The organism is Ochrobactrum sp. WV_118_8 (genome assembly GCF_039631535.1).
Classification (GTDB): domain Bacteria; phylum Pseudomonadota; class Alphaproteobacteria; order Rhizobiales; family Rhizobiaceae; genus Brucella; species Brucella anthropi.
The window spans coordinates 152,743-167,721 of the sequence record NZ_JBDIUZ010000001.1; the positions used below are offsets into that span (position 1 = coordinate 152,743).

The following is a 14,979-nucleotide window of genomic DNA, read 5'->3' on the forward strand; positions in this document are numbered from 1 at the left end:
ATTACAAGGATACCAAGTAGCACTTCCGTGCTCGCCGGGAAGTATTACTTTAGTACCAACTGGTTTCCCAACCTGGAACTTGTAATCATAGTGCTCATTTTGAGCAAAAGAATTTCCAGTTGGAAATAGCAATGCCATGAAAGTTAATGAAATACCAAAAACTGAATGTATTATTTTCCGAAAAATATAATTTTTATTATATAAAAATATGTGTTTTTTAATTCTTTCGTAAAAAATAATATAAAATTCAAAATTAAAATATCTTTAAAGACCATTTATTCCTCAGTAATAGTAAATTATAATAGAGAAATTTTCTATCTGATCGAATCAGATCGACACTCTAGCTATTTTTTTAACGCACATCTTTCCAGAAAACCGTTTCACAATTTTTGTTATGCTCTCTAATTATAAAAAAATAGAAATACTATATGTTATTATATGAATACGGTATTTATTCGATAAAACTACATTACTAAAATTCATTATATATACCAAAAGGTATTTCTCAAACTCCAATAAATTGGATAAGCCACACACATATTTGATCGGACAGCTGGCATAAACAGAAGGACCTAAGCACGGGCCTTTGTCTATCGATGTACTAGGAGCCTGAATCAAAAACGACATGTGTGAAAATGGAGATATTCGGGTACTGGAGCGGAGTGTACTTAAAGGTGCGCGAGCACCAGAAAGCAGACAAATCGCCCTTGCAACATAGCCTGGGTGAGCCTTAAGGCTCACCCAGTGCAGAGTGAATTCTTGCAACGGTGCTCCCCCGGAATGGTATTTTTGGGTGCATTTGCAGTGATAATGCTTGCGCACTGCGGCTTTTTGCGTTGTATCCCGAAAACGATATGACAAGAACAACCGTAGTCATTGCGGCAAATGAAATTGAGGGTGCATTTGCGGTCGGCAGGAGCAAGTTCACTCTGTGGGCATAAACCGGGGAAATGTTTCAGGTGACAGTTTCACCGGAAGCGAACTCAGAACAAAACCGGTCGTGACTGAAGCTGGCCGCGCTGAAGCGGCGATCTTTCGTTTTGGTCACGGCGAGAAACAAGGAATGACATTGTGAGTCAGATCGCCTTCTGGGGTGCGGTCGAATTGGGCCTCGTCTTCGCATTTGTAGCCATCGGCGTCTATCTGGCGTTCCGCGTCCTCGATTTCCCCGATCTGACGGTTGACGGTTCGTTTCCGCTGGGCGCTGCCGTAACCGGTGTACTGATTCTGGCGGGAATGAATGCCTGGCTGGCGGCAGCCATCGCCATGGTTGCGGGTGCTGCTGCCGGGCTTGTGACCGCGACGCTGAACGTGCGTTTCAAGATTCTCAATCTTCTCGCCTCCATTCTGACCATGATCGCGCTGTTCTCCGTCAATCTGCGCGTCATGGGGCGTCCGAACATCGCGCTCATCAATCAGGACACCATGCTGACGCCGTTCTTCGGACACGGCATTCCCGAATATTATGTACGTCCGCTGTTCCTTTTCGTGCTGGTCGCCATTGCGGTATTTGTCGTCTGGCGCTTTCTGGAAAGCGATATGGGTCTTGCCATGCGCGCAACCGGCGCCAATCCGAGAATGGCGCGTGCACAGGGCGTTCGCACCGACAGGCAGATCTATCTCGGCATGGCGCTGTCGAACGCACTGGTGGCGCTCGGTGGCTCGCTCTTCGCACAGACCAACGGCTTTGCCGATGTGACCTCCGGCGTCGGCACCATCGTGGTCGGCCTTGCAGCGGTCATCATCGGTGAAACGCTGTTGCGCAGCCGTTTCATTCTGGTGATCCTGATTGGTTGTGTACTCGGCTCGATCATCTATCGTATCGCCATCCAGTTTGCGCTTTCGAATGGTGACGTTCTTGGCCTGCAGGCATCCGATCTCAACATTGCGACCGCCCTTCTCGTTACCTTCGCCCTGATATTGCCGCGCCTGCGTCGCGGAGGAGCATCGGCATGATCGAACTTTCCAATCTCGATGTCGTGTTCGGTCGCGGCACTCCGCTCGAAAAGCAGGTCTTGAACAAGATCAACCTGACCATGGATCAGGGTTCCTTCGTCACGGTCATCGGATCGAACGGCGCAGGCAAATCCACGATGCTGGGTGTTCTTGCAGGCGATGTGATCCCCACCGCTGGCAAAGTGGTCATCAGTGGCAAGGATGTGACCCGCAAGCCCACTGCCGAGCGGGCCGGTCTTGTCGCCCGCGTGTTCCAGGACCCGCTGGCAGGCAGCTGCGGTACGCTGTCAATCGAGGAAAACCTCGCGCTGGCTGCTTCGCGCGGCAAGACGCGCGGCCTCACCCACGCGCTCAATTCCAAGCGTCGCGCATGGTTTCGCGAGCGTGTGGCGAGCCTCAATCTGGGGCTGGAAAATCGTATGCAGGACCGCATGGAACTTCTCTCCGGCGGCCAGCGTCAGGCCCTGTCACTGATCATGGCGACGCTTTCCGGTTCGGAAGTACTGCTGCTCGATGAGCATACAGCAGCGCTTGATCCCGGCATGGCCGAGTTCGTGATGGAACTGACCCGGACGCTGATTGCCGAGAATAAGCTGACCGCGCTGATGGTCACCCATTCCATGCGGCAGGCGCTCGATTATGGCGACCGCACGATCATGCTGCATGGCGGCAAGATCCTGCTCGACGTGACCGGCGACAAGCGCAAGACGCTGGGTGTGGAAGACCTCATCGAAATGTTCCGCAAGGTGCGCGGCCAGACGCTCGATGACGATGCGCTGCTGATCGAATAGGAACCTCGTGTTGACGGCGCGCAGCGCAGTATTGCAACCGCTGTTCCGCTGTGCATCGCCGACTTTTCATTCTACATAGGCATCTAGTGCAAAGATGCCTTGCTGCCAGCCATTATATGAATGGACTCGACGCCGGAAAGCATAAGGCTGGCGGCGGCTTCGGACTTGAAGCCGGACATGGAGCAGATGCCCCATTTGATACGGCTGAGCTCTTATTTTCTATCTTATCTTGGTGATAGTCATGACGCCGGTCGTAAAACCGTTTCTCTGTACACCATTTTGAAAACTGTGATTAAATTGACTGCTATTGCCGACGTAAACGGGCTTTCCGTTAACGGAAAACGTCTTTCTGCTATCCAAGAGAGTTAACATGAATGCGTTAGCGTCAGGCATATCAATAGCAATAGTCCCTCTGGAGCTTACACCAAAATCCAGAATTGCTTCTGGATACGGCGCTGCTTCATTCTGGGTCTGAAGAGGATCTCCTCCACTTGTCTGAGCCAGAATATTTAACTGCGGCGAACCATCGGCAAGAGAAATTCGCCATTCCCTCTCGGGTGAGTTGCTTGCATAAATCCTATTCGTAGAGAGATTGAATTCCGATGTGTCATACAGTTTCGTTAGGCCAGTGTAAGGCGTTACGTGTTCTTCGAAGAAATTTAGTCTGGCATTGTCATAGACAGAAAACTCTCCCCCCCAGAAAATATTGAGCCCTGAGAAAGTCAGCTGTGAAGCATCATACATTTCAACCCGCACACTACCATACTCGCCGCGCGATCTCGTCTCCATTTGAACACCAGGGTGTTCCAAAACCATCGAACCTTCACGCTGTAGAGTTAAGCTGAAAGAACGCTCATTTCCCAGGCACAATGCGCCACTCGTGCGCTGGGTTAACGCAAAGTGGCCAGACAAAATGCCAAACTCTGTGACTGTGTCGATGAAAGTATCAGGATCGCTTTCGGAGTCAGGCCAGTAAACGTCAGAATTGGTACTCAGAGTTAATGATTTTCCTTCAGCATCCATGATAAATCCAGCGCCGACATTTTTACTGAAATCAGTATCTATTTCTTGATCATCTCCACACGATTGATCATAAACTTGGGTTTCGAATGGGCTCCACTTGGTATATATTTTCATTATTTCTCTTTCTTTGAAGAATAATTCATAATTCTTGCTTTTTTACATTAGCCATCAGATAAAAATGTTCGGCTTGGAATAGGTCACCCGACCGGAATATGATATTGTTCTTAATCTGTCCTAGGCTTCGATAACCATGCAGCACCAAGTCATCCGGCTTATGAGGCGGATGAAAACTATTGCTCAATTTGATCATGGTTTCGAGCTGCTAAGCGTAGCAGCTCGAAATTGGGATGTGGCAAACCCGCAATCGAGGCCGATCTCGGCCTACATTAATCGCAACAGAACTTCGAACAGACTTTAACGCCGAGCGTTTCGAAGTGACTCGACGCTGATTGCCAGCAGACATTGGCGGATGATGGGGATAGCGAGCGCCGCATTTTGGCGGCTTTCGAGAACGGCGCGCTGCAGGCGCTCCATAACGCGCGCGAGGCTTTCGCCGGTCCAGCGGCTTACTGAATTCTCGACCAGTTTCTTACGGTTGAAGAAGATTGGCGGACGAGCCGCAGCCACAACGACGGACGCGCTTTTACGCTCGGTATCGGCAATGTGGCGCAAGGTCTGTACCTGCTGAAACTGGCGAATCGCCGTGTTGAGCAGGAGAAACGGCGCGGTGCCGGATTTCACGACACGGTCGAAGGAGACTTCGAAACGCGGAAGATCGCCAGCCAAAACCGCATCGATCACCTCATCCGTGGAAAGACCGGCAACATCGCCGACCGCTTCACGCACATCGTCTATATCGATCCGCTCCTTGCCGCGTGCATAGAGGCAGAGCTTTTCGAGTTCACCCCGCGTGGCGAGACGATCACCGCCCAGACTTGCCCGCAGCAGCTGCCGCCCGTCGAGTGTGATCTGCATCTTCCATTCCGCCAGAACGTCATCAATGACACCATCAATACCCCGGCTGTCGTCGGCAAAGCAGGGCAAGGCCATACCTGCGGAAGCATTCTCGACAGCGCTGCGCAGACCCGCGCCCTTCTTGAGATCTCCGGCTTCGACCAGAACGAATGTCTCAAGCGGCGGTTCGGTCGCAAGCAGCTTGATCGCTTCCGCCAGCTTCTTCTGGCCTGCAGCATTCTTGATCCAGATCAGGCGCTGGCCACCGAACATAGAGATGGTGCGAGCTTCATCGGCGAGTTTCGCCGGGTCGGCCTCGATCTCATCCGCTTCCATGCGAATGACGGCGAACGGGTCGTCCAGCGGCAGTTTGCTTGCTTCGGCAAAACGGCGCGCACGCTCGCTCACCAGCCCCTTGTCGGGGCCGTAAAGCAGCACGACCGGAAACGAACTCGTCGGCCTTGCCAGAAAACTATCGACTTCGTTTGCTTTCTTCTGCGCCATTGCCACTCACTAGCGCAATTCGCTTCCAAACGAAACAGCCACCGGTCGAACTGACGAGCGGCTGCGAAACAAAATGGTTCATAAAGTTACGAGTTATGCTGTGGGAGCGCTGTTTGACTGCGGCCTCTAACTTGAAGCGATGACGGATCATAATTGCCTTTTGACGCGGCGGTGATCATATCTATTGATGTACTTGTTGGAACGAATAGCGGTGGGCTTTGCAGCCTGACTAAGCCAGTTCTCCGCATCGCGTTACAATATAGGTGTTGTGTTGGTTTGGCTGCTGTAAATGAAAAAGCTCGCCGCAATGAAATGCAACGAGCTTTTATGTTCAACTATTCAGATAAAAGATCAGCTCTGAAGCCGGCGGCAAATCTCGTCGAGTTGCTCAAGAGAACTATATCGAATCTTGACCTCACCGCCGCGATCACGATGATTGATCTCAACCTTCATGCCAGTAACATCAGAAAGCAGCTTTTCGAGTGCTTTGGTGTCGGCATCTTTCTCAACAGGTCCTGCTTTACCGGGCTTGGCTTCCGCACCACCGCGTGCTTCCGCCTGCGCAAGCGCTTCCACCTGGCGTACCGACAGACCATCTTTGACAATCCGCTCAGCCAGTGCGGTCGGGTTTTCCATCGTGATGAGACTTCGAGCATGACCTGCCGAAAGCGCACCATCGACAATGAAATCCTGCACGGGTTGCGGCAATTTCAGCAGGCGCAACGTATTGGCGACATGGCTGCGGCTCTTGCCGATCACCTGTGCCAGATCATTCTGCGTATAGTCGTGATTATCGATAAGCTGTTGATATCCCAACGCTTCTTCGACCGCATTCAGGTCGGCGCGCTGCACGTTTTCGATGATCGCGATCTCAAGTGCGACACGATCGTCGACGTCACGAACAATAACCGGGATCGTATCGACACCGGCCCGCTGCGAAGCGCGCCAGCGACGCTCACCAGCAATCAATTCGAACCGGTCCGGCTGCCCTGGTGCCGGTCGCACGACGATCGGCTGTACGACGCCATGTTCCTTGATCGACTGCGCCAGGTCCTCCAAGTCACCTTCTGAGAACATGCGACGCGGATTGCGCGGATTGCGCGTAACGAATTCAATCGGAACATTCCGTTCGATGGGAACAGGTGCCTTACGCTCTTCGGCAGGGCGGTCGATTTCGCCGATCAGCGCCGCTAATCCGCGGCCAAGGCGCTTTTTTGAAGGATCATCATTCATCGTTCGGCTTATTCCTGAATTGTTTCGTCGTCGAATCGATTGGTTTAAGCGGCCTGCAATTGTCGCTCGCGCTGGATAACTTCCGATGCGAGTTGCAAATAGGCCTGACTGCCGGCGCATTTCAAATCGTAGAGAATTGCCGGTTTACCGTGTGATGGTGCTTCCGAGACGCGCACATTACGCGGAATGACAGTACGATAGACCTTCTCACCCATGAAAGCGCGAACATCATCCACCACTTGCGCAGCGAGATTGTTGCGGCTGTCGAACATGGTCAGCACAATACCCTGGATCGAAAGCTCGGCATTGATCGACGACCGCACCTGATCGACCGTCTGCAAAAGCTGGCTCAAGCCTTCCAGGGCAAAGAACTCGCATTGCAGCGGCACCAGAACGGAATCGGCTGCAGCCATGGCGTTCAACGTCAGAAGATTGAGCGACGGTGGGCAATCGACAAGCACATAGGAGAATCGCTCCGACACGGAGGAATCGAACCGCAAAGCATCACGCAAGCGCCGTGTACGATCGGCCGACTGCGCAATTTCCATTTCAATGCCAAGAAGATCCAGCGTCGATGGTACGATATGCAGATTGGGAACATCGGTTGGCATTGCAGCATCAGGAACTGACGATTCCTGCGTCAGCACGTCATAGGAAGACAAAGGCCGGTTGCGGCGATCAATACCCAAACCGGTGCTGGCGTTGCCCTGCGGATCGAGATCGACAATCAGTACCGTCTCGCCGATAGCCGCCAATGCCGTAGCCAGATTGATGGCGGTGGTAGTTTTACCCACGCCGCCTTTCTGGTTTGCAATGGTTATGATTCTGGACATTTTGTTCATCACCGTCGCCTTGCTGCTGCCCGCCCCTTCGAAATTTCCAGCCATCAAGCGATTTTGCGCCGAAGATTGGTGATTTCGAGTATGACCGAAGCCTGATCGATAGTACTTTGATGTTGTACCAGATCGAAACTCCAACCGACACGGCTTTCGTCTATCTCGCGCTGATAATCCCGACCTTTTTGGAAGAGAGCTTTGGCGCCATTGGTCAGCCACGGCTCCGTCAGACCGAAAAGATCGTTCAGCGACGCCAATGCGCGTGCCGTAACCACTTGTGGTGTTTCAATTTTCTCCCACATCGCTTCAATGCGGGCGGAATGGACCCGCGCCGGTACGTGCAAATGTCCCGCTGCAGTGCGCAGAAACGCCGCCTTTTTCCCTGCGCTCTCAATAAGATCGATAGCGCCGCCTGGTTGCTCGGCGAGGAAACAGGCTGTCACAATGCCCGGAAATCCGCCGCCAGAACCAATATCCAACCAGTGCTTGGCATCACCCGCCAAGGGAAATAGCTGTGCACTATCCAGAATATGACGGGTCCACAACTCGTTCAGAGTAGAGGGGGACGCAAGATTGATCGCCTTCGACCATTTGCGGAACAAGTCTTCAAAGGCGATCAGGCGGTTCGCTGTTTCACGTGAAACAGCGGGAACGATTGCTTTCAGACTTTCAAAGCGAGTATCGGCGCTCATGCAGCGCCCTGCCCTTCAGACAATTCCGATGCAGCCCGCTGGCGATATCCGAATTTCTTGATCTGTGCGATAAGGAGCGCCAGTGCTGCCGGTGTCATCCCGTCAACGCGCTGCGCCTCGGCAATTGTTTCCGGCTTGCGCTGCTTGAGCTTATGCTTCAACTCATTGGAAAGACCGGATATTCCATCAATGTCCAACCCTGCTGGAATGAGCAGTTGCTCCTCGCGCTCCATCACTGCAATGTCGCTTTTCTGCCGATCCATATAGACGGCATATTGAGCCTCGATCTCCAGCGCTTCCCGCGTTGCCGGATCGACAGCTCCGAGTTCAGGCCAGATTGACTTCAACCGATCCAGATCAATCTCCGGGTAGGACAGAAGATCATAGGCCGAACGGCGCACGCCATCCTGATTGAGACGCAGATCGTAACGGCTGGCCAGATTGGGCGTAATGGTCAGTGACTGTGTCAATGACCGCGCCTCATCCAACGCCGTTTCCCGCGCTTCAAATCGTTCCTTACGTGCGTGCCCCAATATACCGAGCTTGTCCGCCAGTGGCGTCAGGCGCTGATCGGCATTATCCGCGCGAAGCGACAGACGAAATTCTGCACGTGATGTAAACATGCGATAAGGTTCGCTGACCCCGCGTGACGTCAGATCATCAACCATGACGCCGATATAGGCTTCCGTGCGCTGGATAATGACAGGATCGCCACCAGAAGCTCGACGCGCGGCATTGATGCCCGCGAGCAAGCCTTGTGCGCCCGCTTCTTCATAGCCAGTCGTGCCGTTGATCTGCCCCGCCAGAAACAGACCGGTAACTTTCCGGGTTTCAAGGCTGCGCTTCAACTCACGCGGATCAATGAAATCATATTCAATCGCATATCCGGGCTGCAGCATAGCGGCTTTTTCAAGCCCCGGTATGGTCTTCAATATGTCGAGCTGCACATCTTCCGGAAGCGATGTCGAAATGCCGTTTGGATAAACGGTATCGTCGTCCAGCCCTTCCGGCTCGAGGAATATCTGGTGGCCGTCACGGTCGCCGAACTTGACAATCTTGTCTTCCACCGAGGGGCAGTAACGGGGACCAATGCCCTCGATCGAACCAGAATACATAGCCGAACGATGCAGATTGGCCCGAATGACAGCGTGGGTTTCCGGCGTTGTGCGGGTAATGCCACAATCGATCTGCGGTGTGGTGATCCGATCCGTCATGAGAGAGAACGGCACAGGCTCCTCATCGGCGGACTGCATGTCAAGGCTTTGCCAATCAATAGTACGCCCATCCAGTCGTGGCGGCGTGCCTGTCTTGAGACGCCCAAGCGCAAAGCCGAACGAGGTCAGGCGTTCGGAAAGACCAAGCGCTGGCTTTTCGCCCATGCGGCCAGCTGGAATCTTCTTTTCCCCAATATGGATCAACCCATTCAGGAACGTGCCGGTTGTCAGAACGACAGCGCCACATGACAGGGTCCGCCCATCGGACAAAACAACCCCGGTGATGCGTCCGTGTTCTTCCCGAAGGTCGTGCGCGCCGCCTTCGATAACAAATAGATTGTCCTGGGCCGCGATCATCTTCTGCATGGCAAGCCGATAAAGCTTGCGGTCAGCCTGGGTTCGAGGTCCGCGAACAGCAGGCCCTTTTCGGCGATTCAGTAGACGAAACTGGATACCAGCTTCATCCGCGACACGCCCCATCAAGCCATCGAGTGCATCGATCTCACGCACAAGATGCCCTTTTCCCAGCCCGCCAATGGCAGGATTGCAAGACATAACGCCAATAGTATCAAAGCGATGTGTTACAAGCGCAGTTCTGGCGCCGGCGCGCGCAGCCGCTGAAGCGGCCTCGCATCCTGCGTGGCCGCCGCCGATCACAATGACATCAAAGACTGTGGCTTCGGTCGAACTCATTTGGTTCATCCTGACGCAACTCGAATCCGTTTCTGAAAGATGTCTCTTTGACACGAATAGGCTTGAAACGGAAGATCAAATTGGTCGTCGACTTGATCAAATCTCGGCGACGAGCCGACTCACGGATGAAGGAGTGAGTCAATCACCTTGGCGAGATTCCACAGATGTTTCACGTGAAACAATTTTCAGGATCAATCGGCCCGTGTTTCACGTGAATCATTTTCCGATGCAGAACTGAGAGAAAATAACGTCCAAAATCTCCTCCACATCGACGTCACCAGTAATACGTCCGAGATATTGGGATGCAAGGCGCATGTTCTCTGCGCGGAGTTCAAGCGGAAGGTTCGTACCGTTTATTGCTCTATCGATCTCGGTGACGGTAGATCGCAGAAGGTTGATATGTCTCTGCCGCGTGGGCACGGCATCCTCAATCTGGCCTATCTGTTCTTCCGCGAAATTCTGCAGATTCGTGAGTAATTGGTCCAGTCCTTCGCCAGTTTTTGTTGAAATGCGGTAGGTCCAGCGATCGGCAGATTCAGCATTCAGATCAGCTTTTGTACCGATTTTCCATAAAGCTTCCGGTATTTCGTCGGAAGCGACGGCTATAGGATCGTTCATATCGTCAAGCAGCAGAACCAGATCGGCATCAACCATACGCGCGCGGGCGCGTTCAATCCCGATCTTCTCGACGGAACTATCAGTCTCCCGCAAACCTGCCGTGTCTGTCACGTATACCGGGATGCCGCCCAGATCGAGTTTGACTTCCAGAAGATCGCGGGTCGTTCCCGCCTCTTCCGAGATGATCGCTACTTCGCGACCAGCAAGAAAGTTTAGCAGGCTGGATTTACCGGCATTCGGTGCACCAACAATCACGACATGCAGTCCGTCGCGCAACATCGAAGCGCGCTTGCCGCTCGCTATATGGTTCTCGATCTCGCTCTTTAACAGTGTCAGTGACTGCCAGACCTGCTCCGATACGGAACCAGGAACATCGCTTTCATCGGCAAAGTCGAGTTCCGCTTCGATAAAGGCGCGCGCACGCAACAGACGCTGACGCCATTCCGTATAAAGCTCGCGCTGCGTGCCCGATGCAACCTGCAAAGCAAGCCGCCTCTGTCCCTCGGTTTCTGCGGCGATCAGATCCGCAAAGCCTTCGGCGATCGTCAAGTCCATCTTGCCATTGGAAAAAGCACGTCGCGTAAACTCTCCAGCTTCCGCTATACGGCAACCATGCAGCTCTCCCATTTCCGACAAGAGCTTCTCAACGACTGCTTTGCCGCCATGCAAATGAAATTCGGCGCAATCTTCGCCGGTAAAACTGTTCGGTCCAGGGAAAAAGAGTACAAGTCCTCGGTCGATTGGGTCACCATTTCGGCTACGGAATAGCTTGTAGGCTGCATATCGTGGTGTCGGTATGGAGTCGACTATCGTTTCGAGTACGAATCGAACTTTGGGGCCGGAAATGCGTACCACAGCAACGCCGGATGGCAGACGCCCGCTCGATAAAGCAAAAATCGTATCTTGAAGGGAAGCGATCTCGCTCATTTCATTTCCTGACCTATAATCAATAAGGACGAAAGCAACCAAACGGATGCTGATGGAATGGCATATTCATTCGTGCAGTGAAAGAAAAGCCTTATGACAGAGTTAGACCGCAATCGCCTTGCTGAAGAACCGAGTGCCTATCTGCGCCAGCACGCCAATAATCCTGTTCACTGGCAGCCGTGGGGTAAAGAGGCGTTGGATGCTGCGAAGGAGCTCGACCGGCCCATTCTGCTTTCGGTTGGCTATGCGGCCTGCCACTGGTGTCACGTCATGGCGCATGAGTCCTTTGAAAATCCCGAAGTGGCGGAAGTAATGAATGCCTTGTTTGTCAATGTGAAAGTGGACCGCGAGGAACGGCCCGACCTAGACCAGATATATATGGCAGCGCTTGGAGCGATGGGACAACAGGGCGGCTGGCCGCTCACCATGTTTTTGAGGCCAGATGGCAAGCCCTTCTGGGGAGGAACCTACTTTCCCCCGCACAAGCGCCACAACATGCCCGGCTTTGTCGATGTGCTGCATGCGGTTAATAACCTTTGGAATAAGGATAAAGAAAAAATTAACCATAATGCGCAGGCTGTGTTCGATCATCTCGAAGGCAGGCTGGCAGCGCAGATCGCGCCGGTGGTGAACGAAGTCGAACGATTTGACGAGATTGCGACACGCATCAACAGCCTGATTGATCCGGTCCGGGGCGGAATAGAAGGAGCACCGAAATTCCCCAACGCGCCTTTCATGGACAATCTGTGGCTCTCTTGGCTCTACGGGCGTAATGAGACGCATCGGGACAATTTCCTCCTGTCTCTCAAGGTGATGCTGCAGGGCGGGATTTACGACCATCTGGGTGGTGGGCTTTGCCGCTATTCCACCGATGCCAATTGGCTGGTCCCGCATTTTGAAAAAATGCTCTACGACAATGCTCAATTCATTCGACATGCGAATTACGCTTTCGCCGAAACCGGAAATGATTTGTTTCGTTTACGAATCGAAGAAACTATCGATTGGTTGATCCGTGAAATGCGTTTGCCCGACGGAAGTTTTGCATCCAGCCTCGATGCCGACAGCGAAGGCGAAGAAGGACGGTTTTACGTCTGGAGCGAGCAGGAAATCGATCAGGCGCTTGGCAACGATAGCAAAACCTTCAAGGACTATTACGGCGTCACAGCGGGTGGAAACTGGGAAGGCCAGAACATTCTGAATCGCCTTGATGCCGTCGATGGTGATGCGATCCTGCCGCCATTGATCGAAACATCGCGGCAAAAACTGCTGGCACGTCGTGAATTGCGGGTACGGCCCGGACGCGATGAAAAAGCACTGACCGACTGGAACGGACTTGCTATCCGGGCATTGGCCGAAGCAGGTCGGAGTTTTGGAAGACAGAACTGGATCGACCTCGCGGTTGATGCCTATCGCTCCATAGCGAGCAGTTTTCGTGATGGACGCATCGCACATTGCCGCATGGAAAACTCTCTTCTCTACCCTGCCCTTTCGACCGATTATGCATCGATGATCAACGCAGCTATAGCCCTTTATGAGGCAACGAGCGAATGGGCTTATATCGATGACGCATTGAAACTCAAAAAGGCGCTCGATGACAGCCATCGCGATGGTGCCGGTAATTATCGCCTGTCGGCGCTGGACGCTGATGACGTCATCCTGCACGCTTATGGCAATTATGATGAAGCGATACCGAGCGCGACCAGCCAGATCATCGAAGCACTGACAAGACTGTTTCTGGTGACGGGCAATATCGATCTCTATCAAAGCAATGAGAAGCTGATCGAACAGGCGCTTGGCCGAGCCTTCGCACAGCAATATGGGCAAATTGGAATATTGAATGCGGCCCGTTTTGCAGCTGAACCACTTTCTCTTGTCGTGGCCTCAGACGATAACGCCGAAGAACTTGTTTCGACAGCGAATCGAAATCCAGACCCAAGACGCGTAGACAAGTTCGTGCGGTTCGAGATTGGCAAGACAGTAGAGCTACCGACCGGGGGAACTGCAGAGCCTGAGCATCCATCAGCCTGGTTCTGCAAGGGACATGTCTGTCTGCCGCCTGTCCAGAATGCTGATGCTTTGCGACTGCTCCTCGGCAAGGCATCCTGAAATAAGAAGCGCCGCAACGGTTTCCCGTGCGGCGCTTCTCAAACGGTTTTAACCGAGTAATTTTTACGTATTCATCGAATCGAAGAATTCGGAATTGCTCTTGGTCTGCTTGAGCTTGTCTATAAGGAATTCGATCGCATCGGTCGTGCCCATCGGCGCGAGAATACGGCGCAGAACAAAGATCTTCTGGAGATCGGCGCGCGGTACGAGCAGGTCTTCCTTGCGGGTGCCGGACTTGAGAATGTCCATGGCCGGGAAGATGCGCTTGTCGGCAACCTTGCGGTCAAGCACGATTTCCGAGTTACCGGTGCCCTTGAATTCTTCAAAGATCACTTCGTCCATACGGCTGCCCGTATCGATCAGCGCGGTTGCGATGATGGTCAGCGAACCGCCTTCTTCGATATTGCGCGCAGCGCCGAAGAAACGCTTCGGGCGCTGCAATGCATTGGCGTCCACACCGCCGGTCAGAACCTTGCCGGAAGACGGCACAACCGTGTTGTAAGCGCGGCCCAGACGGGTGATCGAGTCGAGCAGGATCACAACATCACGACCATGTTCGACAAGGCGCTTGGCCTTTTCGATGACCATTTCAGCCACCTGAACGTGACGCGCTGCCGGTTCATCGAAGGTCGAGGAAATCACTTCGCCCTTCACCGAGCGCTGCATGTCGGTCACTTCTTCCGGACGTTCGTCGATCAGAAGAACGATCAGATAGCATTCCGGATGATTTGCGGTGATCGAATGGGCGATGTTCTGGAGAAGAACAGTCTTACCGGTACGTGGCGGAGCGACGATCAGGCCGCGCTGGCCCTTGCCGAGTGGTGCCACCAGATCGATGACACGCGGCGAAAGATCCTTGGAAGTTGGAACTTCCAGTTCCATCTTGAAGCGCTCATTCGGGTAGAGCGGCGTCAGATTGTCGAAGTGAACCTTGTGCCGGATTTTTTCCGGATCCTCGAAATTGATCGAATTGACCTTGAGCAGCGCGAAATAACGTTCGCCTTCCTTGGGACCGCGGATCGGACCTTCGACCGTGTCACCGGTCTTGAGAGAAAAACGACGCAGTTGCGAGGGTGAAATATAAATATCGTCTGGGCCCGGCAGGTAGTTGGCATCAGCAGAGCGCAGGAAGCCAAATCCATCCTGCAGCACCTCGACGACGCCCTCGCCGATAATTTCGACGTCCTGGGCCGCCAGCTTCTTGAGGATCGCGAACATCAGTTCCTGCTTGCGCATGGCGCTCGCGTTTTCGACCTCAAGTGTTTCGGCAAAAGCCAGCAGCTCCACCGGTGTCTTGTTCTTTAGTTCTTGTAGTTTCATTTCCTGCATGGATGAGGAACTCTTTTTAAAATGTAAGGAGAAAATGCAGTTGTTCGGAAAGGTGGCCACCTGAACGTCGTGACCGGCATCGAAGGCCTGCTGTCTTGAAGGG

11 protein-coding genes are annotated in these 14,979 nt (G+C 53.1%); 3 read left to right on the forward strand and 8 right to left on the reverse strand.

What is annotated here, in order from left to right; genetic code table 11:
• The first annotated feature begins 1,071 nt into the window (after positions 1–1,071).
• Positions 1,072–1,956: an ABC transporter permease gene (locus tag ABDF71_RS00765; protein ID WP_010657640.1), complete on the forward strand. Its 885-nt coding sequence runs from the start codon at positions 1,072–1,074 to the stop codon at positions 1,954–1,956.
• Positions 1,953–2,747 (forward strand): ABC transporter ATP-binding protein, encoded by a 795-nt coding sequence (locus ABDF71_RS00770; protein WP_012091078.1) that lies wholly within the window; start codon positions 1,953–1,955, stop codon positions 2,745–2,747. The genes ABDF71_RS00765 and ABDF71_RS00770 overlap by 4 nt, the downstream gene beginning before the upstream one ends.
• A gap of 219 nt (positions 2,748–2,966) precedes the next feature.
• Here ABDF71_RS00770 and ABDF71_RS00775 read toward each other — a convergent pair whose 3' ends face one another.
• The 7 genes from ABDF71_RS00775 to mnmE form a co-directional block, all read right to left on the reverse strand.
• Positions 2,967–3,884 carry a hypothetical protein gene (locus ABDF71_RS00775; protein WP_500060815.1) on the reverse strand — a complete coding sequence of 306 codons (918 nt, stop codon included), beginning with the start codon at positions 3,882–3,884 and terminating at the stop codon, positions 2,967–2,969.
• A 300-nt stretch (positions 3,885–4,184) separates the two neighbouring features.
• The gene (holA, locus tag ABDF71_RS00780; RefSeq protein WP_151615979.1) at positions 4,185–5,228 is read right to left on the reverse strand and encodes a DNA polymerase III subunit delta; all 1,044 of its coding nucleotides are present in this window, start codon (positions 5,226–5,228) and stop codon (positions 4,185–4,187) included.
• A 351-nt stretch (positions 5,229–5,579) separates the two neighbouring features.
• Positions 5,580–6,461 carry a ParB/RepB/Spo0J family partition protein gene (locus ABDF71_RS00785; RefSeq protein WP_010657644.1) on the reverse strand — a complete coding sequence of 294 codons (882 nt, stop codon included), beginning with the start codon at positions 6,459–6,461 and terminating at the stop codon, positions 5,580–5,582.
• 44 nt (positions 6,462–6,505) lie between these two features.
• Positions 6,506–7,303 (reverse strand): ParA family protein, encoded by a 798-nt coding sequence (locus ABDF71_RS00790; protein ID WP_010657645.1) that lies wholly within the window; start codon positions 7,301–7,303, stop codon positions 6,506–6,508.
• Positions 7,304–7,347: 44 nt separating this feature from the next.
• Entirely contained in the window at positions 7,348–7,989 is a 642-nt protein-coding gene (gene rsmG / locus ABDF71_RS00795; RefSeq protein WP_500060818.1) for a 16S rRNA (guanine(527)-N(7))-methyltransferase RsmG, read from the reverse strand.
• The gene (gene mnmG, locus ABDF71_RS00800; RefSeq protein ID WP_500060820.1) at positions 7,986–9,896 is read right to left on the reverse strand and encodes a tRNA uridine-5-carboxymethylaminomethyl(34) synthesis enzyme MnmG; all 1,911 of its coding nucleotides are present in this window, start codon (positions 9,894–9,896) and stop codon (positions 7,986–7,988) included. Before mnmG ends, rsmG begins: the two co-directional genes overlap by 4 nt.
• A gap of 216 nt (positions 9,897–10,112) precedes the next feature.
• Positions 10,113–11,441, reverse strand: coding sequence for a tRNA uridine-5-carboxymethylaminomethyl(34) synthesis GTPase MnmE (gene mnmE / locus ABDF71_RS00805; RefSeq protein ID WP_500060822.1), 1,329 nt, complete (start codon positions 11,439–11,441; stop codon positions 10,113–10,115).
• A 93-nt stretch (positions 11,442–11,534) separates the two neighbouring features.
• On the opposite strand from mnmE, the gene ABDF71_RS00810 reads away from it, so the two are divergent.
• Positions 11,535–13,547: a thioredoxin domain-containing protein gene (locus tag ABDF71_RS00810; protein ID WP_010657649.1), complete on the forward strand. Its 2,013-nt coding sequence runs from the start codon at positions 11,535–11,537 to the stop codon at positions 13,545–13,547.
• 63 nt (positions 13,548–13,610) lie between these two features.
• Here ABDF71_RS00810 and rho read toward each other — a convergent pair whose 3' ends face one another.
• Positions 13,611–14,876 carry a transcription termination factor Rho gene (gene rho, locus ABDF71_RS00815; RefSeq protein ID WP_012091070.1) on the reverse strand — a complete coding sequence of 422 codons (1,266 nt, stop codon included), beginning with the start codon at positions 14,874–14,876 and terminating at the stop codon, positions 13,611–13,613.
• Positions 14,877–14,979 lie beyond the last annotated feature (103 nt).

Bases quoted from the DNA above. Each gene is read 5' to 3' on its own strand.
- ABDF71_RS00770 (WP_012091078.1), top strand. From the start codon at position 1,953: ATGATCGAACTTTCCAATCTCGATGTCGTGTTCGGTCGCGGCACTCCG.
- ABDF71_RS00775 (WP_500060815.1), bottom strand. From the start codon at position 3,884: ATGAAAATATATACCAAGTGGAGCCCATTCGAAACCCAAGTTTATGAT.
- holA (WP_151615979.1), bottom strand. From the start codon at position 5,228: ATGGCGCAGAAGAAAGCAAACGAAGTCGATAGTTTTCTGGCAAGGCCG.
- ABDF71_RS00785 (WP_010657644.1), bottom strand. From the start codon at position 6,461: ATGAATGATGATCCTTCAAAAAAGCGCCTTGGCCGCGGATTAGCGGCG.
- ABDF71_RS00790 (WP_010657645.1), bottom strand. From the start codon at position 7,303: ATGAACAAAATGTCCAGAATCATAACCATTGCAAACCAGAAAGGCGGC.
- rsmG (WP_500060818.1), bottom strand. From the start codon at position 7,989: ATGAGCGCCGATACTCGCTTTGAAAGTCTGAAAGCAATCGTTCCCGCT.
- mnmG (WP_500060820.1), bottom strand. From the start codon at position 9,896: ATGAGTTCGACCGAAGCCACAGTCTTTGATGTCATTGTGATCGGCGGC.
- mnmE (WP_500060822.1), bottom strand. From the start codon at position 11,441: ATGAGCGAGATCGCTTCCCTTCAAGATACGATTTTTGCTTTATCGAGC.
- ABDF71_RS00810 (WP_010657649.1), top strand. From the start codon at position 11,535: ATGACAGAGTTAGACCGCAATCGCCTTGCTGAAGAACCGAGTGCCTAT.
- rho (WP_012091070.1), bottom strand. From the start codon at position 14,876: ATGCAGGAAATGAAACTACAAGAACTAAAGAACAAGACACCGGTGGAG.